The organism is Verrucomicrobiota bacterium (assembly GCA_039027815.1).
Taxonomy (GTDB): Bacteria; Verrucomicrobiota; Verrucomicrobiia; order Verrucomicrobiales; family JBCCJK01; genus JBCCJK01.
Genome location: JBCCJK010000005.1, coordinates 49738 through 72682 on the forward strand (window position 1 = coordinate 49738; position 22945 = coordinate 72682).

At 59.7% G+C, this 22945-nt stretch carries 27 protein-coding genes; 18 read left to right on the forward strand and 9 right to left on the reverse strand.

The window, feature by feature from the left end:
• Window positions 1-38 precede the first annotated feature (38 nt).
• From AAF555_02830 to AAF555_02850, 5 genes are all read left to right on the forward strand, one after another.
• Window positions 39-506 (forward strand): hypothetical protein, encoded by a 468-nt coding sequence (locus tag AAF555_02830; GenBank protein MEM6910494.1) that lies wholly within the window; start codon window positions 39-41, stop codon window positions 504-506.
• A gap of 78 nt (window positions 507-584) precedes the next feature.
• Entirely contained in the window at window positions 585-1091 is a 507-nt protein-coding gene (locus AAF555_02835; GenBank protein MEM6910495.1) for an STAS domain-containing protein, read from the forward strand.
• 108 nt (window positions 1092-1199) lie between these two features.
• Complete coding sequence (locus AAF555_02840; protein ID MEM6910496.1) at window positions 1200-1853, forward strand: nucleotide exchange factor GrpE; 654 nt, start codon at window positions 1200-1202, stop codon at window positions 1851-1853.
• Between the two features lie 33 nt (window positions 1854-1886).
• Window positions 1887-3026 (forward strand): molecular chaperone DnaJ, encoded by a 1140-nt coding sequence (gene dnaJ, locus AAF555_02845; protein ID MEM6910497.1) that lies wholly within the window; start codon window positions 1887-1889, stop codon window positions 3024-3026.
• A gap of 85 nt (window positions 3027-3111) precedes the next feature.
• A complete protein-coding gene (locus tag AAF555_02850; GenBank protein MEM6910498.1) occupies window positions 3112-3858 on the forward strand; it encodes a 16S rRNA (uracil(1498)-N(3))-methyltransferase in 747 nt (248 codons plus the stop codon).
• On the opposite strand, the gene AAF555_02855 is transcribed toward AAF555_02850, so the two are convergent.
• Window positions 3827-4513, reverse strand: coding sequence for an HAD family hydrolase (locus AAF555_02855; protein MEM6910499.1), 687 nt, complete (start codon window positions 4511-4513; stop codon window positions 3827-3829). The genes AAF555_02850 and AAF555_02855 overlap by 32 nt on opposite strands.
• On the reverse strand, window positions 4513-4845 hold the full coding sequence (locus AAF555_02860; GenBank protein MEM6910500.1) for a rhodanese-like domain-containing protein: 333 nt from the start codon (window positions 4843-4845) through the stop codon (window positions 4513-4515). Before AAF555_02860 ends, AAF555_02855 begins: the two co-directional genes overlap by 1 nt.
• Before the next feature lie 76 nt (window positions 4846-4921).
• On the opposite strand from AAF555_02860, the gene AAF555_02865 reads away from it, so the two are divergent.
• Window positions 4922-5974, forward strand: coding sequence for an Mrp/NBP35 family ATP-binding protein (locus tag AAF555_02865; protein ID MEM6910501.1), 1053 nt, complete (start codon window positions 4922-4924; stop codon window positions 5972-5974).
• Between the two features lie 182 nt (window positions 5975-6156).
• Complete coding sequence (locus tag AAF555_02870) at window positions 6157-6387, forward strand: hypothetical protein (GenBank protein MEM6910502.1); 231 nt, start codon at window positions 6157-6159, stop codon at window positions 6385-6387.
• 30 nt (window positions 6388-6417) lie between these two features.
• Here the strand turns inward: AAF555_02870 and AAF555_02875 are convergent, their stop codons facing one another.
• Window positions 6418-6909: a DUF456 domain-containing protein gene (locus AAF555_02875; GenBank protein ID MEM6910503.1), complete on the reverse strand. Its 492-nt coding sequence runs from the start codon at window positions 6907-6909 to the stop codon at window positions 6418-6420.
• 138 nt (window positions 6910-7047) lie between these two features.
• Here AAF555_02875 and AAF555_02880 point away from each other — a divergent pair, with 138 nt between their 5' ends.
• The 4 genes from AAF555_02880 to AAF555_02895 all read left to right on the forward strand — a co-directional run bounded on the left by AAF555_02880 (window position 7048) and on the right by AAF555_02895 (window position 12713).
• Complete coding sequence (locus AAF555_02880) at window positions 7048-7821, forward strand: PEP-CTERM sorting domain-containing protein (protein MEM6910504.1); 774 nt, start codon at window positions 7048-7050, stop codon at window positions 7819-7821.
• 58 nt (window positions 7822-7879) lie between these two features.
• Complete coding sequence (locus tag AAF555_02885; protein MEM6910505.1) at window positions 7880-10462, forward strand: MFS transporter; 2583 nt, start codon at window positions 7880-7882, stop codon at window positions 10460-10462.
• Between the two features lie 168 nt (window positions 10463-10630).
• The gene (locus AAF555_02890) at window positions 10631-11752 is read left to right on the forward strand and encodes a PEP-CTERM sorting domain-containing protein (GenBank protein MEM6910506.1); all 1122 of its coding nucleotides are present in this window, start codon (window positions 10631-10633) and stop codon (window positions 11750-11752) included.
• Window positions 11753-11912: 160 nt separating this feature from the next.
• Window positions 11913-12713 (forward strand): tRNA threonylcarbamoyladenosine dehydratase, encoded by an 801-nt coding sequence (locus AAF555_02895; protein ID MEM6910507.1) that lies wholly within the window; start codon window positions 11913-11915, stop codon window positions 12711-12713.
• Here AAF555_02895 and AAF555_02900 read toward each other — a convergent pair.
• Together AAF555_02900 and AAF555_02905 are read right to left on the reverse strand one after the other, a co-directional pair.
• Window positions 12679-13410, reverse strand: a complete 732-nt coding sequence (locus AAF555_02900; protein MEM6910508.1) for a TatD family hydrolase — start codon at window positions 13408-13410, stop codon at window positions 12679-12681. The two genes, AAF555_02895 and AAF555_02900, sit on opposite strands and share 35 nt — an antisense overlap.
• Window positions 13407-13817, reverse strand: a complete 411-nt coding sequence (locus AAF555_02905) for a SufE family protein (GenBank protein MEM6910509.1) — start codon at window positions 13815-13817, stop codon at window positions 13407-13409. The genes AAF555_02900 and AAF555_02905 overlap by 4 nt, the downstream gene beginning before the upstream one ends.
• 83 nt (window positions 13818-13900) lie before the next feature.
• On the opposite strand from AAF555_02905, the gene AAF555_02910 reads away from it, so the two are divergent.
• A complete protein-coding gene (locus AAF555_02910) occupies window positions 13901-14749 on the forward strand; it encodes a TlpA disulfide reductase family protein (protein MEM6910510.1) in 849 nt (282 codons plus the stop codon).
• Between the two features lie 10 nt (window positions 14750-14759).
• On the opposite strand, the gene AAF555_02915 is transcribed toward AAF555_02910, so the two are convergent.
• Window positions 14760-15467 (reverse strand): pseudouridine synthase, encoded by a 708-nt coding sequence (locus AAF555_02915; GenBank protein ID MEM6910511.1) that lies wholly within the window; start codon window positions 15465-15467, stop codon window positions 14760-14762.
• Between the two features lie 46 nt (window positions 15468-15513).
• Entirely contained in the window at window positions 15514-15669 is a 156-nt protein-coding gene (locus AAF555_02920) for a small basic protein (GenBank protein ID MEM6910512.1), read from the reverse strand.
• Window positions 15670-15987: 318 nt separating this feature from the next.
• Between AAF555_02920 and AAF555_02925 the strand changes: the two genes are divergently transcribed.
• The 6 genes from AAF555_02925 (at window position 15988) to AAF555_02950 (ending at window position 20382) form a co-directional block, all read left to right on the forward strand.
• Window positions 15988-16401: a prepilin-type N-terminal cleavage/methylation domain-containing protein gene (locus AAF555_02925; GenBank protein ID MEM6910513.1), complete on the forward strand. Its 414-nt coding sequence runs from the start codon at window positions 15988-15990 to the stop codon at window positions 16399-16401.
• A gap of 129 nt (window positions 16402-16530) precedes the next feature.
• Window positions 16531-16962: a type II secretion system protein gene (locus tag AAF555_02930; protein ID MEM6910514.1), complete on the forward strand. Its 432-nt coding sequence runs from the start codon at window positions 16531-16533 to the stop codon at window positions 16960-16962.
• 6 nt (window positions 16963-16968) lie between these two features.
• A complete protein-coding gene (locus AAF555_02935) occupies window positions 16969-17373 on the forward strand; it encodes a prepilin-type N-terminal cleavage/methylation domain-containing protein (protein MEM6910515.1) in 405 nt (134 codons plus the stop codon).
• A 5-nt stretch (window positions 17374-17378) separates the two neighbouring features.
• A complete protein-coding gene (locus tag AAF555_02940) occupies window positions 17379-17813 on the forward strand; it encodes a type II secretion system protein (protein MEM6910516.1) in 435 nt (144 codons plus the stop codon).
• Between the two features lie 51 nt (window positions 17814-17864).
• The gene (locus AAF555_02945) at window positions 17865-19988 is read left to right on the forward strand and encodes a GspE/PulE family protein (protein MEM6910517.1); all 2124 of its coding nucleotides are present in this window, start codon (window positions 17865-17867) and stop codon (window positions 19986-19988) included.
• Window positions 19989-20034: 46 nt separating this feature from the next.
• On the forward strand, window positions 20035-20382 hold the full coding sequence (locus tag AAF555_02950) for a hypothetical protein (GenBank protein MEM6910518.1): 348 nt from the start codon (window positions 20035-20037) through the stop codon (window positions 20380-20382).
• 94 nt (window positions 20383-20476) lie between these two features.
• Here AAF555_02950 and AAF555_02955 read toward each other — a convergent pair whose 3' ends face one another.
• Together AAF555_02955 and rpoN are read right to left on the reverse strand one after the other, a co-directional pair.
• The gene (locus tag AAF555_02955) at window positions 20477-21448 is read right to left on the reverse strand and encodes a hypothetical protein (GenBank protein MEM6910519.1); all 972 of its coding nucleotides are present in this window, start codon (window positions 21446-21448) and stop codon (window positions 20477-20479) included.
• Window positions 21448-22848, reverse strand: coding sequence for an RNA polymerase factor sigma-54 (rpoN, locus tag AAF555_02960; protein ID MEM6910520.1), 1401 nt, complete (start codon window positions 22846-22848; stop codon window positions 21448-21450). Before rpoN ends, AAF555_02955 begins: the two co-directional genes overlap by 1 nt.
• Window positions 22849-22945: the final 97 nt, after the last annotated feature.

Sequence of the window (22945 nt, forward strand, 5' to 3'; positions counted from 1 at the left end):
TGCGAGAGGGGGCCGCGCGAGTGGAGAGGATTCCCATAATGAGACTCGCTTGGCTCTCTCTCCTCGGAACGCTTTGGCTCGGGTGCACCTCGCCACCGGCCAATCATCTCCAAGTGAAGCCGGTCCATCTCTCGGACTTGGAGATCGATTATCGGCGGGAGAATCAGATGCTGCACTTCGAGAAAGAACGCCTTCTTTATGGGGCCCTTTCCGGGAGCGAACGAAGAGCCCGGCAAGGCCATTATTTCTGGGTCGATTGGAAGGTGGCCGACCCAAGCCTCCCGGTCAGCCTGCTGCTGGAGTATCGCCAAGAGAGCACGACTTCACAGCTTCATCGGCAGGTGCTGGAGATTCCGGCCGGAGAAATCAAGTCCCGCAACCGAGCGGAGTTCGCCGTGAATGGGCCCGAGTATGCCGAGCGAGGCAGAATCACTTCGTGGAGGCTTTCGCTGCGACAAGAGGGGGTCGAGTTGGCGGAGGAAGAGTCCTTCGTCTGGCACGATTGAAGTGTTCTCAGCGAGTGCTTCGGTATACCATAGAGATGTCACCGCTTCCTGGCTGATCCGAAGGAGGGTTCCACACCGATGAATGCCGAAGGCCAAATTCTCGCCGGTTCTTTCGAGGGCTTCCTCTGGATTCGCGTGGTGGGCAAAGGGAGCTTCCAAAACAGTCCGGCCATGAAGAGCTACATCGACCAGAGCCAGGCCGAGGGGTCGCTCGTGATCGTGGATCTGGAGGCTTGCACCGGCCTGGACTCCACCTTCATGGGCACCCTGACGGGCTTGGCGCTCCGGGCGCGAGAACAAAATCGGGGAGACCTCCAGGTGGTGAATGCGGACAAGCGCAATTTCCGGCTCTTGAAAGGGCTCGGCCTCGATCAGATTTTTCCGGTCCGTCCTGATGTGGGAGACTTCTCGGCCCAGCAGAAGCAGGTCTGTCATGCGCTGGAGGAGGCCGATCGGAAGGCCTCCTGCCAGGAGGAGCGGGCCCGCCATATGCTGGAGGCGCATGAGGCGCTCGGGGAGGTGGATGAGGAAAACAAGGGGCGCTTTCGAGACGTGGTCAGCCTCTTGCGGGAGTCCTTGGATTGAGCGTTCCGAAGACCCTTTCAGACTGGATCTTGATTGCTGGGAAAATGGGGACAATACTCCCGCCCTCCGCCGCCCTGCGGCGGGCGCACTCGTAGCGAGCCACGAACCATGACCGATTCCGCCAAAGCCGATCCCCAGACCGAAGAACCCGATGAAAAGGGCGCTCCGCCCGAGGCGGAAGACGCCTCCGGGGAACCCGAAACCGCAGCCGAGGAGGCTACCGAGGAGGTGACCCCGCCCACGGTCGAGGAAGAGCTCATGAAGTGGCGGGACCTCGCCCTGCGCAACCAAGCCGAGCTGGAGAACTTTCGGAAGCGGATGGCACGGGAGAAAACCGAAGCGGTTCGCTATGCCAATTCCAGCCTCATCGAGAGCCTCTTGCCGGTGCTGGACAACTTCCAGATGGGCTTGGAGGCCGCCCGTTCCGAATCAGCGGATTCCCTCATTTTCAAAGGGATGGAAATGGTGGCCAAGCAAATGGAGGATTTCCTTCAGGACCAAGGTGCCCAGCCGGTGGAGGTCGCCCCGGGAACGGCCTTTGATCCCAGGCGGCAGGAAGCCATGAGCACTCAGGCCAGCGAAGAGTTCGCCGAGGGCCAAGTCATCCAAGTGATCCGACGAGGCTTCACGCTGCGGGGGGACCGCCTGCTGCGCGCGGCTTCGGTCATCGTCTCCTCCGGTCCGGCCGAGGCGGAGGCCGAAGACCCGGCGGGAGAGGCCAGCTCTTCGGCGGCCAGTGAAGAAACCAAGGAAAACGATTGATCTGGCCCGCAAGCCGGATCCACCCGCAGCCCCATGGCGAAACGAGACTATTATGAAGTGCTAGGCGTGGCTCGCAATGCCAGCGAGGCCGAGATGAAGAAGGCCTATCGCAAGCTGGCCATCCAATACCACCCGGACAAAAATCCCGATGACGCCTCCGCGGAAGCCAAGTTCAAGGAGTTGGGCGAGGCCTATGAAGTGGTCTCGGATCCGGAGAAGCGAGCGGCCTACGATCGCTACGGCCACGCAGCCTTCGAAGGCGGGGGCGGGGGTGCCCGGGGAGGCGGTTTCAACGATGCGGCCGACATTTTTTCGCAAGTCTTCGGGGGTGCCTTTGGCTTCGAAGACATCTTCGGCGGGGGCGGGGGGGGAGCGCGTCGCCGGGCCGTCGACCAGCGCGGGTCGGACCTCCGCTATGATCTTTCCATCACTCTGGAAGAGGCCGCGATGGGGGTCGAGAAGCAGCTCGAACTAAAAAAGTATGCCCGCTGTGAAACCTGCAACAGCCGGGGTTCGAAGACGGGGAACGCGATGCGCACCTGCCCGACCTGCGGGGGCAGTGGCCAAGTCGTTTCTTCGCGGGGCTTTTTCCAAGTGCAGCAAACCTGTCCCGATTGTGAGGGCACCGGACAAATCATCGCGGATCCCTGCTCTGATTGCCAGGGCGAGGGACGCTTGCAGCGCAAAAGCCGCATCAAACTGAACATTCCGCCGGGCATTGATGAGGGGTCCAAGCTGCGTTCGACTGGCAATGGCGACGTCGGCCTCCGTGGGGGCTCCCCGGGAGACCTCTACGTCGTGATCCACTTGAAGCCTCACGATGTCTTCGAGCGGGAGGGGAGCGACCTCTACTGCAAGATCCCGATCAGCTTCGCCAAGGCGGCCCTCGGTGGGCAACAAGAAGTGCCGACGCTCGAGGGAAAGACGGACATCAAGATTCCGGCGGGCACCCAGAGTGGCGTCACCTTTCGGGTGCGGGGGCGAGGCGTTCCCCATCTCTCGCAAACGGGCGGGAAGGGCGACCTCTTTGTCACGACCCAGATCGAGGTGCCGAGTAGTTTGAACAAAGAACAGAAGGAAAAGCTGGAGGCTTTCTCCGAGTCCATCGGCGAGAAGAATTCCCCCATGGAGGAGGGCTTCCTCAAAAAAGCCAAACGCTTCTTCGATCTCTGACCCCCCCAGAAAGAGAGCGTCGCTCGCAGTGGAACGCTCTCCTGGCACGGGCCTGGCCGCCCTCGACCCCTGAACCCGCCCTCGCATGCATCGTTTTTATCTCGAACCCGGAAGCTGGAACGGGCAGACTCTCACGCTCGACGCAGAGGAGTCCCACCATGCCACGAGTGTCCTGCGCCTAGGTCCAGGAGAGAAGGTGGTGGTCTTCGATGGGGAGGGTCGCGAGGCCACGACGGAGATCACTTCCGCTCAAAAACAAGAGGTCCAAGTGCAAGTCCTCCAGGAGCAGAAAACCTTCGGGTATCCGGCGTCGCTCGTGCTGGCCCAAGCCATTCCCAAGGGCAAGAACATGGACCTCATCGTGCAAAAGGCCACCGAACTAGGCGCGGCCGTGGTGGGGCCGGTCTTGACGGAGAGGACGGTGGTTCGCTTGGATCCGGGAGAGGCCCGGTCCAAGCAGGAGAAGTGGCAACGGACGGCCATCGAAGCGTGCAAGCAGTGCGGCCAGAATTGGGTGCCGCAAATCCGCGAGCCGAAGTCCTTGGAAGGCGTCTTGGCCGAAACCGGGGATTGTGATCTCAAGCTGATCGCCTCGCTCCAGAGCGACGCCCGGCCCTTCTTCGAAATCCTGGCCGAGCACCAAGAAATGCACGAGGTGCGGCCGAAGAAGGTCTTGGTTTTGATCGGCCCCGAGGGCGATTACTCGCCGGCCGAGATCAACCTGGCCAAGGGCAGTGGCTGCCTTCCCCTGTCCCTAGGCCCCATCATCCTGCGGACCGAAACGGCTGCCTTGTATTCTCTCAGCGTGCTGGCTTATGAGCTGATGCGGTAGCGGTCTCTTCCAAGAGCGCTTGGAAAGAGAAAGCGGCCAAGCTCTCGGCCCGCCGCCAGGCGCCTTCGAAGGAAAGCGCTCGGGTCACCTCGTTGGGGACGACCAAGCAGGGATTGCCGGCGGCCCGGGCGGCCAGGAGCCCGTTTCGGCTGTCCTCGAGGACGAGGGTCTCGGCGGGAGGGTGGCCGAGGGCTTCGGTCGCCCGCAGGAAAAGATCGGGAGCGGGTTTGACCCTCTCGACGTCGTCCGCGCAGTGAAGGCTGTGGAAATGGGCAAGGAGGCCAAACTTTTTCAGCCAGGGGTCGACCCAGCTGTGGGGTGAGCTGGATGCGACTGCCAGGGGCAGACCGAGCGCCACCGCTTCTTCGATCCGGTCGCGCGCCCCCGGGAGAAGCTGCGCCTCTTCCATTTTTTGGCGACAAATTTCATGACGCTCCGGGTGAAGCGCTTCCCAGGGCAGTGGGTGGCCGACCAATTCCTCCAAGCGTCTTTCGGGATTCCACGTCTGCCAATCGCTCCCGATGCATTGGGCGAACTCGGCCGGGGTCAGTTCGTGGCCCTGCTGGGCGTAGAGCCAGCGCCAGGACTCGAAGATGGGGATCTCCGAGTCGAAGAGGAGGCCGTCGAAGTCAAAGACGAGGGCAGAAAGGCGCATCAATAGCGGGGAACGGCGGGGTCGATTTCGCGTGACCAGGCATCGATCCCTCCCGCTAAGCTGGAAGTTTGTGCGAAGCCTTTGTTCCGGAGAAACTTCGTCGCCTGGAGAGAGCGCATCCCATGGTGGCAGTAGACAATGAGCCGGGCATCCAGGTCGTCCAAGCGAGCGGTCTCTTCAGCGAAATTGCTCAAGGGCAGGAGATCGGCGCCCTCGATCCGGCAATGCTGCCATTCATCGTCTTCTCGGCAATCGATGAGACGAAACTCGTCCGCGCTTTCCTGGAGCGCGGCCAAGTCCAGTGGGGTGATTTCTAGGGGGGGGTCTTCCATGGGTTGGCTTTTCCTTGCGGTTACGACAGGCAGCAGCGACTGACAAGGCGGCTCCTTCGTAAAACTGCGCGATTCGATGATTTCTGAAGACCTTGTCCGCCAAGCCCTTGCGACCGTGCCCTACCCTGGCTTCAAGCGGGATATCGTCTCCTTCGGGCTCGTGAAGGCGGTCCACATCGGCGAGGACCGCGACGTGACCGTGGTCATGGAAGTGGCCACCAAGGATCCGCAGGTCCCCGAGGCCATTTACACCAAAACGCGCGCGGCTCTCGATCCCCTGCCGGGCATTGGGAATGTGCAAATCGATCTCAACGTCAAGGAACCCGAGCAGCAGCAGGCCGAGGGCTTGGGGCAGTCGTCGATCCCCGGGGTGAAACAGATTCTAGCGGTGGCTTCCGGCAAAGGTGGCGTGGGAAAATCGACCGTGGCCACCAATCTGGCGGTTTCTCTGGCCGAACAAGGCAAGCGAGTGGGCCTGTGCGATTGCGATCTCTACGGACCGAGCGCCGCCCTCATGTTTGGCTCGGACGATGAATTGCGCGCCACCTCGGAAAACCAAATCGTTCCCCATCGCCTCCACGGGGTCCACGTCGTTTCCATGGGCTTCCTCTTGAGCGACACCTCGCCCGTGATCGTGCGCGGTCCCATTGCCACCCGTTACATTCAACAATTTCTCCGCCAAGTGGCTTGGCCGGATCTGGATTTTCTGGTCCTCGACCTCCCACCTGGGACAGGCGATGTCCAGCTAACCATCGTGCAAACGGTGGCGGTGGATGGGGCCCTCATCGTGACCACTCCTCAAGAAGTGGCCCTCATCGACGCGCGCAAGGCTTCCTCCATGTTTGCCAAGGTCAATGTGCCGGTCTGGGGCCTGGTGGAAAACATGAGCTACTTCCTTTGTCCAGACAACGGCCAGGAGTATCCCATCTTTGGCCGAGGGGGAGGAGAGCGCGAAGCCAAGCGCTTAGGGGTGCCGCTCATGGGGCGGCTCCCGCTGGAACCGGCCGTGCGGGAAGGGGGGGACGAGGGCGTGCCGGTGGTCTTGCGAAAAAAGGGGGGAATGGCGGCTCAGGTCTTTCGAGAAATCGCTTCCGGCATCCTCGAAAAAAGTTATGAAAAAGTGAGCTGATTTTGCTCGACAAAATTCGCAAAATCGAGTCTTTAGGCGGACACCATAGCGATTTTTCGAATGAGTTGGCCGCTCGGACGGTCCTATCGACCATCATTTTCCCAATTTTCATGAAATCCTTCGGGATGGACGGACCATTCGGAAAGCCTGACGACTCACCCCCCCCTCCCGTAGTGACCGCCATGAAACCAACCTCCCACCAGGACCGGGATGGCTCTTCGTCCGATCCGCTCTTGGTAAATTCTGAACTCTACCGCCACGCGCAAGCCGAGCGCAAAGAAGTCCTGCGCCACAAGTGGTTTGAGAGCGAACGGCTTGGCCGAGACGTCGGCTATGATGCCGCCTTGATCGACTGGGCGCTCCGTCACCGCACCGAGTGGCTCCGCAGTCGCGGCTACACCGGGGGCATTTAGCCCTGGGAGGCTAGCGGGAGGCCAACCCTTTCAGGCAAAGGCGCGGAATAGGAGATGGCAGGGGAGGCCGAAGGCGATGGCTAGTTTGGCCAGGGTCCCCAAAACGAAGCCGAGGAAGCTCCAGAGCCCTGACCGGAGAGCGACCTTCCATTTTCGAGTGGCCAGGAGATCGCCCAAGATCGCGCCCACCAAAGGCCCGAGCAGAAAGCCAAAAGGGGGAAGAAAGAAGCCAAGAATCGCTCCCAGCAGGGCTCCCCACAAGGCCCATTTTGTCCCCCCAGCTCGTTGGACCGCGGCCACCGGAAGGAAGGTTTCCGCAGCCATCACCACCAGGGTGACTAGCCCCCAGGCCAGCAGATAGGTCCCGGTGATCTCAAAGCTCGGCAAGGGCCACAGGAGAAGCAGGGCGCTCCAGCTGAGGAGGGGGCCGGGAAGAGGCGGCAAGACACAGAAGACGATCCCGCCCAGGAGCAGGAGGCTGGCGACAGCCAAAAGAAGCACCTCGGTCAGGGATTCGAACATGGGGCTGACTAGGGCCGCGAAAGGGCCTCGGTAAAGATAGAAAGCAAAAATTTGGCTCTCAAATATATTAAAATTATAAAAAATATTGATTTCACAGCCCATCTTCCTTACAATTTGGGTCTCCAAACTTTTGTTTCCATGAACCGATTCTTTTCTTTTGCTTTCTCAACCACCGCGGTGGTTGCCTTGCCCTTGTCCGCCCACTCGGAGGTCTTTGCGATTGGCTTCGATTTTGACGAAGACGGCGCCCCCCTCCAGGCGGGAGTCGTCGATCTGGCGGCCAACCAACCTTACCAGAATATCTTTGGTCCGGGCTTGGGCTTGACGGTCTCGACCGACAATCCTTCGAGCAGGCCTCTCAATCTCTATAATTCGGAGGGAACGGGTGGTTCGGATGACGACTTGGAACGACTGCACGGGGGTGGCACTTCCTGGGCCGAAGGCAATCTCGGAAGCACGGCGGTCGGCAATCTTTTGATCGTGAATGAGGACACCGATTTGGACGATCCTGACGATGACGCCGCGGGGGGAACGATTCGCTTTGAATTCGATCTCGCGATTCAGCAGTTCGCCTTTGATTTCATCGATATGGACAAAGCCACCGATGCCGAGGTCATCTTCACCGACAATGTGAGCGGCAGTTTCGTGACCATCGGATTCGAGGAATTTGAAGACGGATTTGGTGGGATTTGGGAGACGAGTGGAGTGTCCTTCGGAGATCGGGCCGGCAACCGGATTGAGGGAATCTCGGCGGAGAAACTCGGATTGGATTCCTTCGATGAAATCGAATTTGTGCTCTCGAGTAGTGGGGGAATCGGGTCGCTCTTCGTGACGCCGGTGCCCGAACCGAGTTCTGCGCTTTTGCTTTCTTTCAGCTCTCTGCTCCTGCTGCGTCGTCATCGAGGCCGCTGATTGAGACATCGAGAAAAGGCTCGGTTGCACCGAGTGAGGCTCGTGGGCAAGCTGGCCCATGGCTGAGGAAATTTCGGAGGGGTCGATCAGCAGAGAATCCTGGCGCTCGTTGTGGGCGGTCCTGCTGGTGCAGGCGCTCAATGCCTTCAACGACAACTTCACCCGCTTTCTCCTGATCGGCGTCTCGGCCATCCCGGTGATCGGTCTCAGCAGCGGGCAGATCGAGACCTACCCCAATCTCATCGGGCTGCTCCTCTCGCTGCCCTACATCCTGCTGGCGCCGGTGGCGGGTTGGTTCAGCGACCGCTTTTCCAAAAAAACAATGCTGATGGCCTGCCTCTGGGCGCAGGTGGCCATCCTGGCGCTCATGTCGCTCTTGCTCTTTTTGGGGCAACTCTGGTGGGCCTCGCTTTGCTTCTTTCTCCTCGCCATCCAGAGCGCGTTCTTCAATCCGGCGAAGCTCGGTATTTTGAAGGAGCTGGTGGGTGGGAGGAAGTTGGGGCAGGTCTCGGGTTGGATGCAGATGGCGACCAATACGGCCATCATTGGGGGGATGCTGGCGGGGGGGCTGGCCTTTGAGGCCGAGTTTCGCAGACAGGGAGGAGAGGCGGGCCTGTGGATGGCGGCCGCCTTCCCCATGCTGATTTTGTTTCTCATTTCGGGGGCGGCCCTCTGGGTCGGCCGAACGGTCCGCCGGACCGAAGCCCACGAGGTGGGCGCCTTTCACGGAAAGCTGTTTTTCCAGCACTTCGTCCATCTGAGCCGCTTGCTGGGAGGAGCGCCTCTTCGTCGACCCGCTCTTGGGAAGGCCTTTTTTTGGTTCGCGGGGAGCTTTTTGACCCTGACCCTGGTCCAAGTGGGGCGGGAAACCGCTGCCAGCCCGGAGAGTGCCGGAGCCATCGGAGGGACGCTCACGGCTTTTTTGGGTATAGGCATTGCCGCCGGAGGTTTGTTGGCCGCTTTGGTCTGTCGCAAGCGGATTGAAACCGGATTGATCCCGGTAGGTGGCTTGGGGATGGCGGTGGCGGCCGCGGTGTTGGCTTCGCTGCCTGGGGACAGCGCGGCCTTTCGCTGGGTCTTGGTTTGGTTGGGCGCGACCAGCAGTGGCTTTCTCGTGCCCTTGAACGCGCTGGTCCAGGACCGGGTTCCGGCGGCGGAGCGGGGAAGGCTGCTTTCAGCGTCCTCTCTCTTGGATTCTCTGGCCTCGCTTTTGGGGGTGTTGGGGCAGTTGGCCCTGGTAAATCTGGGTTGCTCCAGCGGCTGGCAAATCGGCCTCTTGGCGGGGCTCATCTTTTTGGCGACCGGCTACACCCTAAGGATTCTGACACCGGATACGGTGCGGCTGTTGGCGGCTTGGATTGTGGGGTTGCGCTACCGGCTGACGCTCATCGGGGAGGAGCGAATGCCGGCCCGGGGAGGGGTCTTGGTGGTGCTGAATCACTCTTCCTACATGGATGCCTTTCTGGCTGGCACGCGGGCTCCCCGGCTGCTGCGCTACGTGATGGAGAAGCGGCTCTACGAGATCCCGCTGTTTACGTGGTTCCTGCGGATTTTCGAGGTGGTCCCGGTCAGCCCCACCCGCGCCAAGGAGGCCATTCGCATCACGGCGGACGCGGTCAAGGAGGGCACGGTGGCGGCCATTTTTCCGGAAGGGCAGTTGTCTCGCCTCGGCACGCTGTTGGAGTTTCGTCGAGGTTTTGAGATGATCGCGCGACGAGCCGGCAGCCCGGTCCAGCCGGTCCTGATCGATGGGATTTGGGGCTCGATGTGGACCTTCGGCGATCGGCTTTATTTTAAAAAACGCCCTCGTCCCCTTGGGCGACGAAGAAGCGTCCGGGTGGTTTTCGGGGAGCCGCTCTCGGCCACCCAAGCCACGCCCCAGCGGGTGGTGCAGGAGTTGCAATCCCAATGGGCCGAGGCCTTTGGCTTTCGAGAGGAGCTGGCTACGGAGCGGGCGGCTTCGACGCTCCGGAAATTCGCCCGTCGAGGAGGCCGGGAAGAGGACTGGCAGGCGCTCTTGGCCTTTGCTCATCCCGCTTGGATCGTGGCTTGCTTGGTGCGTTTGCAGTTCTTGGGGGCTTTCAGCCGACGCGAACCCGTCGTGACGGCCTTTGGCGGTCCCTCGGCTCTCTGGAAGCAGGTGCTCCGGACGGCTTTTCCCATCCAGCGAGGCCTGCGAGTCCTCGAGCCTGAACTGGGCAGCCCGGAAGCGAGGGCGGAGCGCTGCCTGCTGGCCGATCGAGCGGGCTTGGAAGCGCTCGCGGCGGGCTCGGGCGACTTCCCGGAGGGAGCGTTTGCCCTCGTTTTGGAGCCCGTCCCTGAGGGGGTGCGGAGTCAGCTGGAGGCCGCGGGATTAGCCGTTTGCACGGGCCTTCTTTCTCCGGTGAGCGGTCTACCCGTGGTGGTGAATTTGCCCGACGAGCCCCCGATTGACGAGTTTGCTCGCTTCCAAACAGGTCGGCTCGAGTCTTCGCTCGGGCGCTGCCTGCCCGGTGTGGGTTTCCGCTTGCACGGCCCGAGCGAGGAGCCGACCGGCTCGCTGGCCGTTTTCGGCCTGGGGGTGGGGGAGAACCTCGAGATCGAAGTGCCGCTAGAGAGGACAGTGCGGGTCGATGAACAGGGCCTGTTCTTTCCAATTTAGGCGTTTATTTAAAATAAATAAAAGATTAAGGTTGATTTATTTTAAATTTTTCCGCATCATGAGGACTTGTCCATTCCCGTCTCCGTGTGTCCTCTTGTCTTTTGCTTTGCTTGTTCTCTTTCCCTGGCCCCTGTCATGGGATCGGAGGTGGTCGGCCCTCTTTTGAAAATGTCGGAGCCTTGGGGGCTCCAAGAGTCTTTTGTGGGGCGATTGAGTCTCACGGTGCCGCAGGGCAACGAGCCGGGTCTTTTGTTGGGCGACTTCGAGCTTCGTCCCGACGCTCGCAGCGAGCACCGGCCTTTCCTGGTTCCGGGCAAGTTCCATCATCTGGAGGTCCGCTTTGACGGGCAGAATGTTTTGGGCGTCTGGATCGATGGCGTGAAGGCGGGGCAGCAAGACTTCACCGGGCTGTGGGGTCGCCGAGAGATGTTGAGCGAGATCTTTCGGCTGCGCAGTCTCCGCCTCGTGGCCTACAATGCGGATGGAGCGGATGCCGACCTGCTGCCCGACGGTCGGCAGCGTTTGGAGCACTTGCGCCTAGCCAGTCGAGAGAGCGTGCACGTCTTTCGGGAGGCCGGTTTCGACACCGCCGGCTCGGAGCAATTTCCCTTCACCGAAGTCACCATTCATGAACTCGAGGATTTTGATAACGGGGCCTGGTCGTTGACCGCTTCTTGGACCCCACTTCCTTCCCGCGAGGAGGGAGCGGTGTCGCCTCGGCTCGATCTGTTTTTTGGAGGGGAGTTTGTGGAGCGAGAGGTTTCCGGGATCGAGGGAGGGATCGTCCGCACGGCTGGCACGGCCGAGGGGGAGCTGGTTTTCACGGACGCCGAGGGCAATCCCCTCCCGGAAGAAGCCGTTTCCGCGCTTTTGGCGGGCCAGGAGCAGGGGCTGGTGTCCGTAGAAGGGGAAGCGCTTTACGATCACCTCAAGGGCGGGAAGGAATCGGCAGTCTTGGCGGTCGCCAGCGTGGTGGGGTCTGAAATGGGCACCGGTCAGGAAAATTCCACTCTGCTTTCTTCCAACGGGTATGGTTCTGCTTTTTGGACGTCTTCTGCGGCGGATAGCTTCGCGGGAGGGATGGGCGCCGGCTTTGGTGGCTTTGGTGGCTTTGGTGGCGGAGGGCAAGCGCCGCCGGCAGCGCAGGTCTTTTTCGTTTCGGCCGAGGCGGCCCAATTGCTCGGGTTTGCCAGCCAGTCCCAGGCTTCCGCGATCCCGGAACCGGAGGTGAGTGGCTTGCTGGCTCTGGCCCTTTTGGCGACCGGACTTCGCCGAAAAAGATTTTCCTAATCGCAAAATTAGGAGGCTGACTGCAAGCGGCGTCGAGAGGTGAGAGGCTCGGCGTCGCTTGTTCCCTGCCGGTTTGTGGGCGGGGGAGCGGTTCCGGAGAGAGGCGGGATTTTTGGGTGCGGGGTTTGGCGGCTGGGGGAGCTTGGTTTAGGAAGGGGTGATGAGTGACTACCTCGATCGCTTTGGCGGGATGGCCCGCCTCTTTTCTCAGCCGGGGCTGGAGCGTTTGCGGGAGGCACGGGTGGCGGTCATTGGCTTAGGCGGGGTGGGCACCTGGGCGGCGGAGGCCTTGGCCCGCTCTGGGGTGGGCGGGATGACGCTGGTGGATCTGGATGAAATCTGCCTCACGAATGTCAATCGACAGCTGCCTGCGCTCGACGGGGAGCTGGGCCGGAGCAAGGCTCAGGTCATGGCGGAGAGAATCCGGCGGATCGCGCCCGAGTGTCAGGTGCGGGTTCGGCGGGAATTCTATTCGGAGAGGACCGCGCCCGCGATTTTCGCCGAGGGCCTGGCGGGCGTGGTCGACGCCATCGATAGCGTGCCGCACAAGTGTCATCTCATTCAGGCTTGTCACAGTCGACGGCTTCCGCTGGTGGTTTGTGGCGGAGCAGGGGGCAAGCGGGATGGGACCCAAGTGCGCATTCGGGACCTGGCGGCCACCGGGCGAGATCCCCTGCTCTACCAAGTCCGCCGGAGGCTTCGACGAGAGTTCGGCTTCCCCAAGGGAGAGGGGGTGCGCTTTGGGGTGGACGCGGTGGTGTCGTCCGAGCGTCCGGTTTTCCCGGGGGAAGGGGGATGCGTGGTGCGGGAGCGACCGCCGGGCGAGGACATGCGCCTCAACTGTGAGAGGGGGTTCGGGACAGCTTCTTTTGTGACTGGGGCTTTTGGCCTGGCGGCGGCGGGGCGCTTGGTGGAGCGGCTGGCCGCTAGCGAAGAAACAACTCCTGAAAGTTCGCGCTAAGGGAGGCGGCGAGGTTCTCTGGCGGTCGCCCGAGAACCTGACTCGCCTCTTTCAAGGCCTCCCGCAGGGGGTTCGACCAAGCGGTCAGGGGCGAGTTGGCTTGAGCCTGGAAATCGCTTTCCAGGAGCAGTCGATCTGGGGGCACCTTGCCCAGGGCTTGGCGACCTTTCTCACTTCGGAGTTCTCGCGGCCCCAGTGAGAAGAAGCCCCCCAAGCGGAGAAAGAGGGGAATCATTTCGAGAGAGCCATGGTAGCCATGCAGGAGGAAACCGCAGGCGGGTGGTCGCTCACGGAGAATCTCCAGGAGAGAGCCGTAGGCACCCACTCCGTGCAAGACGACGGGGAGGGAGGCTTGCTCGGCCAGTTCCAACTGCCCCCGAAAGCATTCCTTTTGCAAGGGCAGCTGGGCTTTCCAGCGTCGGGTGCCATCCAGACCGATCTCTCCCACCGCCACCAGTTGGGAGGAAGAGCGGGAGAGGGTGGCGTTCACTTCCGGTGTCCACAAGGCTGCCTGCCACGGGTGGAGGCCGAGGGCGGCTTTTCCCCCGGCGGCTCGGGCCAGGCGGAGAGTGGCTTCCCAATTCTCGGGGTGGGTCCCATTGGCTAGGAATCCGCCGATTCCGAGGCGACGGAGTTCCTGGGAAGAGGGGATGGGGACCAAACCTTGGGGGTGGCAATGGGCGTCGGGCAGCCTCATAAGTGGGAGCGCGCGAATCCCTCCATGCGATCCAGCACGGCCCCGAGTCCACGCAAACGGGTCGGCGTGATGTGTCGCGCCAGATCAAGCTGCTCCAAGATATTGCTCCGTTTCGCTAGGATGGCTTGGGGTGGGGTGTCGTCGTAGATGCGAAAAAAGAGCTGCAAGAGTCCTTGGATGAGAGGGGAATTGGACTCTCCACGAAAGCGACAGCGCCCCTTTTCGAAGGAGGCTTGCAGGAAGACCTCGGAGACGCAGCCGGAGACCCTGGCTTCGGGGGTGCGTTCCGCCGGTTCGAGAGGGGGCGCCTTGCCGCCTTGGCTGGTGAGCCATTCCAAACGCACCAGTGGGTCGGGAAGGATGGACAATTCAGCCACAAGAGCGGTTTCGTTTTCGGCAATCTGCATCGGTTTTCTTTAGGAGAGAGGTCGATTTTTTGGAATAGAGATTTTTCTTTTACGTCTCTCCTAGCAACGCTATTCCCACGCTTATGAAAGTCCCTTCCCTTCTTCTCGCCTCTTTTCTCGCGGTCGCTCCTTCCTTTGCGGAAACCGTCCAAGAAATCGTCCGTCAAACCGAACAAATCAAAGCCGAGCGCTTGGAGGCTTACTTGGCCGGGCAACCCGAGGCGGACGATTATCTCGAAGGTCTCCAAGTCTTGGCCAATGCTTGGGCCCTCACGGGGGAGACCGAAAAGGAATTGGCGGTGCGTTCGGATCTCTTCGCTCGGCTCACGGCCATGGAGGAGGCCAGCATTCCGGCTCTCATCGGGACTTTTGAGGAACTTTACAATGCCTTGGTCGCGGTGGGAGATCGCTCTCAGGCGGAAGAGGTCCTGGGGCTGATGGAGGATCGCTTCGCGGCTGAGGAAAACGCTCGCCCCTACTTCGAGGAAAAGCGGGCGGTTTTGGCGCAGCCCCTGGTGGGCGAGACGATGGAAATTGCCTTCACCAGCTTGGAAGGGGAGCAAATTGATCTGGCCGCCATGAAGGGCCAAGTGGTTTTGGTGGACTTTTGGGCGACCTGGTGTGGCCCCTGCATCGCTGAGCTACCCGCCCTCAAGGCGGCCTACGCTGCCTACCAGGACAAGGGCTTCGAGATTCTCGGGATTTCCTTCGACTTGGAAAAGGAGAAGCTGACGGGCCTGGTGAACTCGGAGGATTTGGCTTGGCCTCAATTCTTCGATGGCAAGGGCTGGGAGAATGAGTTTGCCGAGCGCTACGCCATTGACGCCATTCCGGCCACCTTCTTGATCGGACCGGATGGGACCATTGTGGCGAGGGAACTTTCAGGAGAGGTCTTGGAAGAGAAGCTGGCCGAGCTGCTTGGCGAGTCCTAACTACGGGTGGCTAACGGGCCGCGCGGTGGAGGCTTTGGATTTCTGCTTGCGAGAGGGGGCGCCATCGACCCGGGGGGAGCCGGTCCAGCTTGAGGGGCCCCAGACGCACCCGAACCAAACGGCGGACGCGGTAACCAAGCTGGTCCAGCATGAGGCGAATTTGGCGCTTGAGGCCCTGTTCCAAGATGATCTGGACACGGCGGGGGCTGAGCGGCTTGGCGGCGAGGGCGGTTGCGTAGCCTTCTTCGGTCTCCATCCCGTCGGTCAACGCTTTTTCATGCCGCGGGTCCCAAGCCCGGTCGAGGGTCACCTCATATTCCTTGGGAACGTGGGAAGCGGGGTGGGTCAACAGCTGGGTCAGCTGGCCAGAATTGGTTAGAAGAAGGAGACCTTCGCTCTCCCGATCAAGCCGGCCGGCATAGTGAAGATGGCGAAACTCCGACGGGAGGAGGTGGTAGACGGTGGTCCGTTTCTCGGGATCGCTCCGAGTGGTCACGACATCGGGAGGTTTGTGGAGGAGAATGGCGATTTCCTCGCGAGCCCGAACTCTCTCCCCATCCACCGCGACCCGATGATAGGGCAAGACCCGGGTGCCGAGCGAATCGCAGACGACCCCGTCCAAGGTGACGCGACCCTCTAGGATGATCGACTCACAAGAGCGGCGCGACCCCAGTCCCGCTGAAGCCAAGAAGCGATTCAGGCGGACTCCCTCAGCCATAAGTGGTGCCAAGCTGCCACGCCCAGATGAAAATGCCACGGTGGCCCTACTCGTTGGGCAGCGTCTTGGGAAGCCCGATGGGACTTTGACCCTCTTGCCACTGGCCGCGTTCCTTGAGCACTTTGACCCGCTCAAAGCGTTTCAAAACGTTGCGTTTGGCGCCGACAGCGGAAGAACCTTTGAGACTATTGTGCTGAGACATGGGACTTGGGCTCGGTTAGAAGGGCGTGAAGGGTAGGCAGAACTCCAGCTGAGGCAACTACTTTGTTCCTCCTCACCATGACTCGCTCAGATTTTGCCAGTTCATTCGGCACTCTCAGAGCAGAAGGCTGGCTTCCATCAAGACTTCGAACTGTTCAAAAAAGCAAGTCTTAATTCCAACAAAGGAGTTAAATCCATAAATTTTAGAAAAATTAGGTTTTTCTATTGTAAAAATTGGGGTCACTCCCTATGATTTGATTGTGGAAATTACAGAAAGTCATTTCCGCTATAAAAAAGACAAACACAACAAACTGCAAAAATGAAAAACAAGAAGTCCAACGTTCTCAAGGCTGGTTTCAGCCTCGTGGAAATGCTCGTCGTCATCGCCATCATCGGAATCATCGCTGCCATCGCCGTGCCGAAGATCAGTGACCTTACTGGGAATGCTCAAACTGCTACTGACAAGCGCAACGCTCAAACCATCGCTTCGGTTTACTCCACCGCTACCGCTGCTGGCGCGGTTGGTACGATCGCGGATTTGTCGGCTGCTGTTCTTGGTGTTTCCGCTGGCTTCACCGCTCCTACGGACGGTGCTTTCGCTGGTGAAACCTTCGGTGTTCCTGGTCTTTCTGACGAAGACCTGACTGCAGCCACGGCTTACCTGACCTTTGCTGATGGCATTCTTAGCTATCAGGAAGCTGCTGGTTCCACAACCACCATCACCACTCCTTAATTCCCTGACTACTCAAGCATAAAGGATGGCGCATCCATCCTGTGATTCTCACAAATCGCGATGCGAGTGCGCCTTCTCCCTCCGGGGAAGGCGCACTTTCTTTTTCTCCCTTGCTCCGCTGACTCCGCTATGATTTCTCAAGCAACAAAAGGCCTTTGCCGCTCTGGCTTCACCTTGGTCGAGGTGCTTCTGACGGTGGCCATCATCGGGGTCATGGCCTCGATCGCCATCTCGAAATTTTCTAATGCTGCTGACGACTCCCGAGAGGTCATCGTGCGGCAACAGCAGGCTGCCCTCCAGACCGCGGTCAACAACTGGGTCGCCGGGAGCGCGACTCTTTCGGTGTCCGAGCTGCGATCGCTCTACAACAATGAGGCCGATAGTCTGGCGCGTCTCAATTTGGTCAAGATCTATCTCGATGACCTGACCTACGAGCATTTCATCGAATACACCGATAGCTCGAATCAGCTCGAAACCCAAGCACTCTCCCGGCTGGGCAAACACCTGACCCTTCCGACCTGGGCAGATGGCTCCTATCCCAAAGTCGAACTGCTTCCCTAAAGTCTCATGAAAACTGACTCCTTCCCTCCTTCCGCTCATCGATCAGGGTTCTCCCTGGTCGAGGTTCTGGTGGCCGTGGCGCTCATCGGCATCATCACCTTCCTGGCTTTCCCCAACATCGTAGCGGTGAAGGAAGACAGCGAAAAGAGTCTCGCGATCGCCCGAGCCGAGGCCATCAACATGGCGGTCAGCTCTTTGATTCAATCACAAGGGAGGGTGCAGGCCACGACGGCTTGGGCTGCTGCCTCGAGTGACCAGAACAAATACGCGCTCATCAATCCTTATCTCGCCTACGCGCCCACGACCGTGACGGAGTTTATGCCGACTGGCTACACCCTGGAGTTTCCAAACAGTTTGGCGGTCTTGAGTAAGGTCAAGCTGTGGAGGGGAGCTACAGAAATTATTTATTAAAGACCGTGCGCTTGCCAACTTCCAGAAAGAATGAGGGACTTACGCTCAGCGAAATGCTGCTTGCGATTTCCATCGTGGGGATTCTGAGCGGAATGGCCATCTCGAGATTCAGTGATTTGCGAAGTTCAGCGGTCGAAACCGTGGCCGAGCACAAGCTCTCGGTCATCAACGAATCCATCCGCAGTTATGAACAAATGATGCCGACCTTGACGGTCACAGTCGATGATTCTTCCTCGGCGGATGAACTGGCAGTGATCGCCCTTTTAGAGACCCGCGATCCGGCCATTCCCGGTTCGCCTTTCTTTGAGGGGGCGGGAACCATGACTGCGAGCGCCAATGCGGATCATTATCGGGCGCGTTGGAATGGGTTTGTTTTTGAACTGATTTCGCCCGGCACGAACGGCTCCGGACTGCGGGTCCAAGTAGCCGACGGCACCTGATCAATCCTTCCCCTGCTCGCCTGCTGTCCCATTTTTCACCCAATTGATTCCATGCTGCTCCAAGAACCAGAAACTGAAACGAGAGAGGAAAACAGCCTCGAAGCTGGCCGACGGGCCTTGTCGGCCATGGCCGACCAATATGGCATTCTCCCCTTGGAATTGAAGCGGGCTTCCTGCGCGCACGAGGCCGAAGACTTGCTGCGAAAGTATGGCCGCATGCCGCAAGAAGCCCGACCCTGGCTTCCGGTCAATATGATGGGACCGATCCTCGTGATGGCCCATTGCGATCCGGGGGTTTCCCAAGATCTGTGGGGCGTCCCGGAGTTCTTGTGCGTCAAGATTGCCATCTCGGAAAAGAGTTATGAAGAGATCCTCAGGGATTTGGTGGATCGCATTCGTTCGCGACCGCTGCCGAGTGACAATAGCGAATATGTTCTAAGCCCACCTCCCCGGGATCAGGGCCTTCTGGGAGCAGTGGCTTGGTTTCACGAGAATTGCGCTTCCAAAAATGCCCAAACCAAGCTCGCGCCGTATCTCAAAGAGAGAGACAGCAAAGAGACCGCTGCCCTGGATGCGCAGGCTCTCAACGAGATCGAGGCCCACCTCGGGGTAGTCATTCATTATTGGTTGCACGGGGGGTTGGTGTTCAATGCAGATGACGCCCCCAAACAGGATCGTTTTGCCGAAAAACTACTCGAAAAGCACAGCGTCTACCCTCTGCACATGGCGGGAAATCGGGTTTACTTGTTGTCGGCCAATCCGCAGAGCTTTTCGTTTGAAGACGAATGGCTTTCGAGCGGCAATGACCCACTCGATCTCGTCAAGGTCTTGGCGGACGCGAAAGTCATCCGCGCAGCCGTCAATCGGAACCGTCGCAAGGCGGGGGGGCTGAGCACGGATGGCGACCTCAAGATTGAGGGTCTCGCTCTGGCGGATGATGATGACATCGTCGACATTGATCCCGGTTTGGTGGAGTCGATCGACCCGCGAAACGTCAACCTCACCCCTGAGGAAATCGTCCAATGGGTCCTTTACCGCTGTATCATCGAGCGGGCCAGTGACCTGCACATTGAGGAGTTCTACAATGTGGTGCGCTTTCGGGCGCGCATCGATGGAGGCCTCAAGATTCTTTTCACCTGTCCGGTGGAGGAGCTGCCGCGCTTCGTGGCGGTCATCAAAAACTACGCCCAATTAGGGCAATCCCGGCAGGAGTGTCAGGACGGTCGCTTCCCGATCGCGATCGAACAGAGGCGAGTGGACGTGCGGGTGGCCTCTGTCCCGAACAAACGGCGCTTCCAGAAGCTCGTTCTGCGTTTTCTCGACAAGCAGGAGGGCCTCAAGAAACTGACGGACCTCAATTTGTCCAAGCGCCAAAGCTCCCTGGTGCGCCAATCCATGGGACGGGACCAAGGGCTGGTCTTGGTAACGGGACCGACCGGCTCAGGAAAGACGACGACGCTCTATGCGCTCATCGATAGCGTGAATCGGACCGATGTGAACATCCAGACGATTGAGGACCCGATCGAGTTTGAAATCCAAGGGATCAATCAGACCCAGACCGATCCGGTTCACGGGATTGATTTCCCCACGGGCCTTCGCTCTCTCATGCGGGCCGACCCCGACATCATCCTGATCGGGGAATCCCGGGATGTGGAGACGGCCCAAGCCGCTATCCACGCCGCGCTGACCGGCCACCTCGTGCTGACGACGCTCCACGCGAACGACTGCACCCGGGCGGTCTCCCGCTTGCTCTCGATGGGCATCGAGCCCTATCTCCTGGCGGACTCGCTGGCCTTGACCCAAGCGCAGCGATTGGTCAAGCGCCTCTGTCCTTACTGCAAACGGGCGGTCGAAGTGACCCAAGAAGTGCAGGAAACCTTCTATCGGAATGGGATGATCGAAGGACCGCTGACCGATCCGATCTATGATGCCACGGGCTGCTCGGAATGTCATGACAGCGGCTACTCGGGACGAGTCGCGCTCATGGAGCTGACCAACATCACCCCGCACATGGCCGACCTCATTGAATCCGGCGCCCCCCAAAGTGAATTGCGCAAAGCGAGTATGGAAGGCGGCATGTTGACGCTCTATCAAGAAGGGCTTTCTCAAGTGCTGGCGGGTTCGACTTCTCTCAACGAGATCTCGAAACTGAGCTACACCGCGGTCGGCGATTAGAGAAATCAAGACCACCCTCAGGGGGCGGGCTTCCGTATCCTGTCCCATGAGAACGAATTCCTTTCCCAAACTCGGCCCCTATTCCGCCCGCTTGCGAACCCTGGAAGCGTCCCTTTTCCGGACCCCCATTCCTTTGAACCGGTCTTTGGTGAGAGAGCTGAGAGACCTTCGCGGCCAGGTCTGGCAACTGCGAGAGCAGTTCCGAGAAGCCGAAGTCTCTCAGGATTCGCAGCAGATGAGCGAGGCCCAAAAAGCCTTCGACCGGATTCACCACGCCATCCGCACTGTCACCCACCAAGTGCGAGCCGAAGTCCATGGGCACATCTCGACCATTGATTTGGCGCTGCGGGGCCTTTCAGAGTTTTGGCATCGAGTGAGGCGCTCGAGGGCTTGAGACGAGTCGTCCAGTCTCGGGGGCCCGACCCGTCCCGCAGCGTCGGGGGGAGAGACCGCCGCCTCGATCCATCACCAGCCTGGCACTCACCGCCCTACTCTCCTGCTCGGTAAAATCGCGGGTCGGGCGGAGTGGGGAGGGAGAAATGGAGGGTCACTCCGCGTCGTCGCCAAAAGTCTTGGAGACGCTCTTGGGCGACGTTGAGTTCGGCGGCGGTCATGGGGAAGGGAGCCAAGTTCTGGTTTGGCTGAAGAAGTTGTTTTAGCCACGAATCGAGGGCGGCCAGGCGGCTCGGTCCGCTGAGGTGATAATGCACTAAAAGGAGGGCGCTGGCATAGGGTTGGTAGCGGTCCTCCGGTTCCAGTTCGGCCAGCAGATCATTCCATTCTTGGTCGGTCCAACGGATCAGATCCGCCAGCGGCACGACCGAAAAAATGGGCTGCCGGGTAGAGTAGTACAATTCCAAGTGCTCGCGAAGGCGCTGTTCGGTCCGGCCAAAGGAAAACGAGCCCCCTCCGTCATGATGAGCCACGAGGTATTCGGCGAGACCTTCGTAAAACCAATGGGGAACCCTTCCCGAAAAGCCGTGCATGCTGTGATGAATCAGTTCGTGCAGCACGAGATTGTCATGGCGCTCTGGCAGGCGGGCGCTCGCTGGCATTCGGTGGGCGGGGAAGAGAAGGTCTGCGCGGAGGAGAGTTCGTTGCTTCAAAGAGAGGTAGATCCCCGCTAGGTTCTTGAAGCCCCCTGCCTCCACGAAGTCGTCTTCATTGGCATACAATTGAATGTGACCCGGTTGCTGGGGAGAGGGTTGGTAGAGGGGGAGCGGATGGGCTTGCAATAAGAGGGGGATGGAGTCGGCCAGGACGGCCAAGTGCTCCAAGTGCCGGATTGGAAGCGCTTCGGGGGAGTGATGCTGGAAGTGCCTCGTGACATAGCGGTAGCTGCCGTTCTGTGGTGGAAGCGCGCGGACCTCGGGCGGGAGAGCCCTCACGACCTCGGGCTGGGCCCGAGCCAGGCCACCTCCAGTGAGGAGGGCCAGCCAAACCAAGCCGAAAAAACGCATCAGAAGGTCTTTCGCATGGAGGAGGGAAGGATGCCGAGGGCGTCGCGGTATTTGGCGACCGTTCTCCGGGCGATGTCAATGCCCTCGCTCTTGAGCAATTCTACGATCTTCTGGTCGCTGATAGGTTTGTGGGCATCTTCGTCCCGGATGAGCTTCTGAATGGAGGTCTTGACCGTGCTATTGGAGATGTTCTCTCCGGTATCAGTCTTGTAGCCTGGTGTGAAGAAGCTTTTGATTTCGACCACGCCCCTGGGGGTAGTCATGTATTTGCCGGCAATGGCCCGACTGACGGTGGTCTCGTGGACGCCGACCGCGTCCGCCACCTGGGACATCGTCATGGGACGGAGGTGCGACTTGCCTAGTCGGAAATAGTCTTGTTGGCGTTCGACGATTTCTTCCGCAATTTTCCGAATGGTATCTTGCCTCTGGTAGATGCTGCGAATGAGGAATTTTCCATTGCGAACCTTATCCCGGATGTAGGAGCGGACGTCATTCTTGGCTCCGCTATTGGTCATGAGGTCTTTGTAAAGATTGCTGATGCGGAGGCGGGGCACATAGGTGTCATCCATCTGGACCACGAAGGAGTCGCTGTCCTTGACCACATGGACGTCGGGCACGACCACCGTGCTGGTGCGACTGGAAAACTGCTGTCCAGGCCGAGGATCCAGCCCGGCGATGATTTCGGCGGCGCGATTGATCCGCTCCGTGGTGACATTGAGGGCTCGCGCGATCTGGGGATAGCGCTTTTTGGAGAGATCCTCGAGGTGTTTGTCCACCACCTTGTATTCCAAGCTCTCGCCGAGGTTCATTCTCTCCAGCTGAATGAGAAGGCACTCTCGGAGATCGATCGCGCCGACGCCGGGTGGCTCCATGGCGATGAGGAGTTCCCGAGCCTGCTCCAATTCGGGGTAGGGAATGGCCTGGGTCAGGGCGAGGTCTTCAATCGAAGTCTGGAGGAAGCCGCTGTCATCGATGTTTCCAATGAGAAAACTGCCCCGCTCGAGAATGAGACGTGGCGCATCACTCATAGCAAGCTGTTCAAGCAAGTGCTCCTGCAGGGTGGTCGGGCGCACCAGGGTCTCAAAAAGGAACTGACGCTTTTCATCCTCATCCTTAGAGGGGCGGGGAGGGCTCATTTGCTGGTAGTAATCCCGCCATTCCTCATCCAGTTGAGAGAGTTCAGCGAATTCCTCCTCGAACTCGGCATCCGCTGAAATCTCTTCGGTCTCATCCTCCAAAACCGGATTGGCCTCTAACTCCTGCTGGATCAATTGCCGAAGCTCCATGGTGGGAGCTTGCAAGATCTGCAGGCTTTGCTGCATCTGCGGCGACAACCGCTGTTGCAGTTCTACGCCTTGGTATTGGGAAAGCTCCGGACCAGCCACGACAGATCCGAGCATGAACCTACACAGAAAAAAGGCAAGCAAGATACAGACCATTTTGCAGGTGGTATGTATTTTGCTTCGCATTTCTTAATTGTTTTCGGCTGGGAGTGCC

What these genes read in the sequence shown, in the direction of transcription:
- AAF555_02830 (MEM6910494.1), top strand. Translation starts at nt 39, where the DNA reads ATGAGACTCGCTTGGCTCTCTCTCCTCGGAACGCTTTGGCTCGGGTGC.
- AAF555_02835 (MEM6910495.1), top strand. Translation starts at nt 585, where the DNA reads ATGAATGCCGAAGGCCAAATTCTCGCCGGTTCTTTCGAGGGCTTCCTC.
- AAF555_02840 (MEM6910496.1), top strand. Translation starts at nt 1,200, where the DNA reads ATGACCGATTCCGCCAAAGCCGATCCCCAGACCGAAGAACCCGATGAA.
- dnaJ (MEM6910497.1), top strand. Translation starts at nt 1,887, where the DNA reads ATGGCGAAACGAGACTATTATGAAGTGCTAGGCGTGGCTCGCAATGCC.
- AAF555_02850 (MEM6910498.1), top strand. Translation starts at nt 3,112, where the DNA reads ATGCATCGTTTTTATCTCGAACCCGGAAGCTGGAACGGGCAGACTCTC.
- AAF555_02855 (MEM6910499.1), bottom strand. Translation starts at nt 4,513, where the DNA reads ATGCGCCTTTCTGCCCTCGTCTTTGACTTCGACGGCCTCCTCTTCGAC.
- AAF555_02860 (MEM6910500.1), bottom strand. Translation starts at nt 4,845, where the DNA reads ATGGAAGACCCCCCCCTAGAAATCACCCCACTGGACTTGGCCGCGCTC.
- AAF555_02865 (MEM6910501.1), top strand. Translation starts at nt 4,922, where the DNA reads ATGATTTCTGAAGACCTTGTCCGCCAAGCCCTTGCGACCGTGCCCTAC.
- AAF555_02870 (MEM6910502.1), top strand. Translation starts at nt 6,157, where the DNA reads ATGAAACCAACCTCCCACCAGGACCGGGATGGCTCTTCGTCCGATCCG.
- AAF555_02875 (MEM6910503.1), bottom strand. Translation starts at nt 6,909, where the DNA reads ATGTTCGAATCCCTGACCGAGGTGCTTCTTTTGGCTGTCGCCAGCCTC.
- AAF555_02880 (MEM6910504.1), top strand. Translation starts at nt 7,048, where the DNA reads ATGAACCGATTCTTTTCTTTTGCTTTCTCAACCACCGCGGTGGTTGCC.
- AAF555_02885 (MEM6910505.1), top strand. Translation starts at nt 7,880, where the DNA reads ATGGCTGAGGAAATTTCGGAGGGGTCGATCAGCAGAGAATCCTGGCGC.
- AAF555_02890 (MEM6910506.1), top strand. Translation starts at nt 10,631, where the DNA reads ATGTCGGAGCCTTGGGGGCTCCAAGAGTCTTTTGTGGGGCGATTGAGT.
- AAF555_02895 (MEM6910507.1), top strand. Translation starts at nt 11,913, where the DNA reads ATGAGTGACTACCTCGATCGCTTTGGCGGGATGGCCCGCCTCTTTTCT.
- AAF555_02900 (MEM6910508.1), bottom strand. Translation starts at nt 13,410, where the DNA reads ATGAGGCTGCCCGACGCCCATTGCCACCCCCAAGGTTTGGTCCCCATC.
- AAF555_02905 (MEM6910509.1), bottom strand. Translation starts at nt 13,817, where the DNA reads ATGCAGATTGCCGAAAACGAAACCGCTCTTGTGGCTGAATTGTCCATC.
- AAF555_02910 (MEM6910510.1), top strand. Translation starts at nt 13,901, where the DNA reads ATGAAAGTCCCTTCCCTTCTTCTCGCCTCTTTTCTCGCGGTCGCTCCT.
- AAF555_02915 (MEM6910511.1), bottom strand. Translation starts at nt 15,467, where the DNA reads ATGGCTGAGGGAGTCCGCCTGAATCGCTTCTTGGCTTCAGCGGGACTG.
- AAF555_02920 (MEM6910512.1), bottom strand. Translation starts at nt 15,669, where the DNA reads ATGTCTCAGCACAATAGTCTCAAAGGTTCTTCCGCTGTCGGCGCCAAA.
- AAF555_02925 (MEM6910513.1), top strand. Translation starts at nt 15,988, where the DNA reads ATGAAAAACAAGAAGTCCAACGTTCTCAAGGCTGGTTTCAGCCTCGTG.
- AAF555_02930 (MEM6910514.1), top strand. Translation starts at nt 16,531, where the DNA reads ATGATTTCTCAAGCAACAAAAGGCCTTTGCCGCTCTGGCTTCACCTTG.
- AAF555_02935 (MEM6910515.1), top strand. Translation starts at nt 16,969, where the DNA reads ATGAAAACTGACTCCTTCCCTCCTTCCGCTCATCGATCAGGGTTCTCC.
- AAF555_02945 (MEM6910517.1), top strand. Translation starts at nt 17,865, where the DNA reads ATGCTGCTCCAAGAACCAGAAACTGAAACGAGAGAGGAAAACAGCCTC.
- AAF555_02950 (MEM6910518.1), top strand. Translation starts at nt 20,035, where the DNA reads ATGAGAACGAATTCCTTTCCCAAACTCGGCCCCTATTCCGCCCGCTTG.
- AAF555_02955 (MEM6910519.1), bottom strand. Translation starts at nt 21,448, where the DNA reads ATGCGTTTTTTCGGCTTGGTTTGGCTGGCCCTCCTCACTGGAGGTGGC.
- rpoN (MEM6910520.1), bottom strand. Translation starts at nt 22,848, where the DNA reads ATGCTCGGATCTGTCGTGGCTGGTCCGGAGCTTTCCCAATACCAAGGC.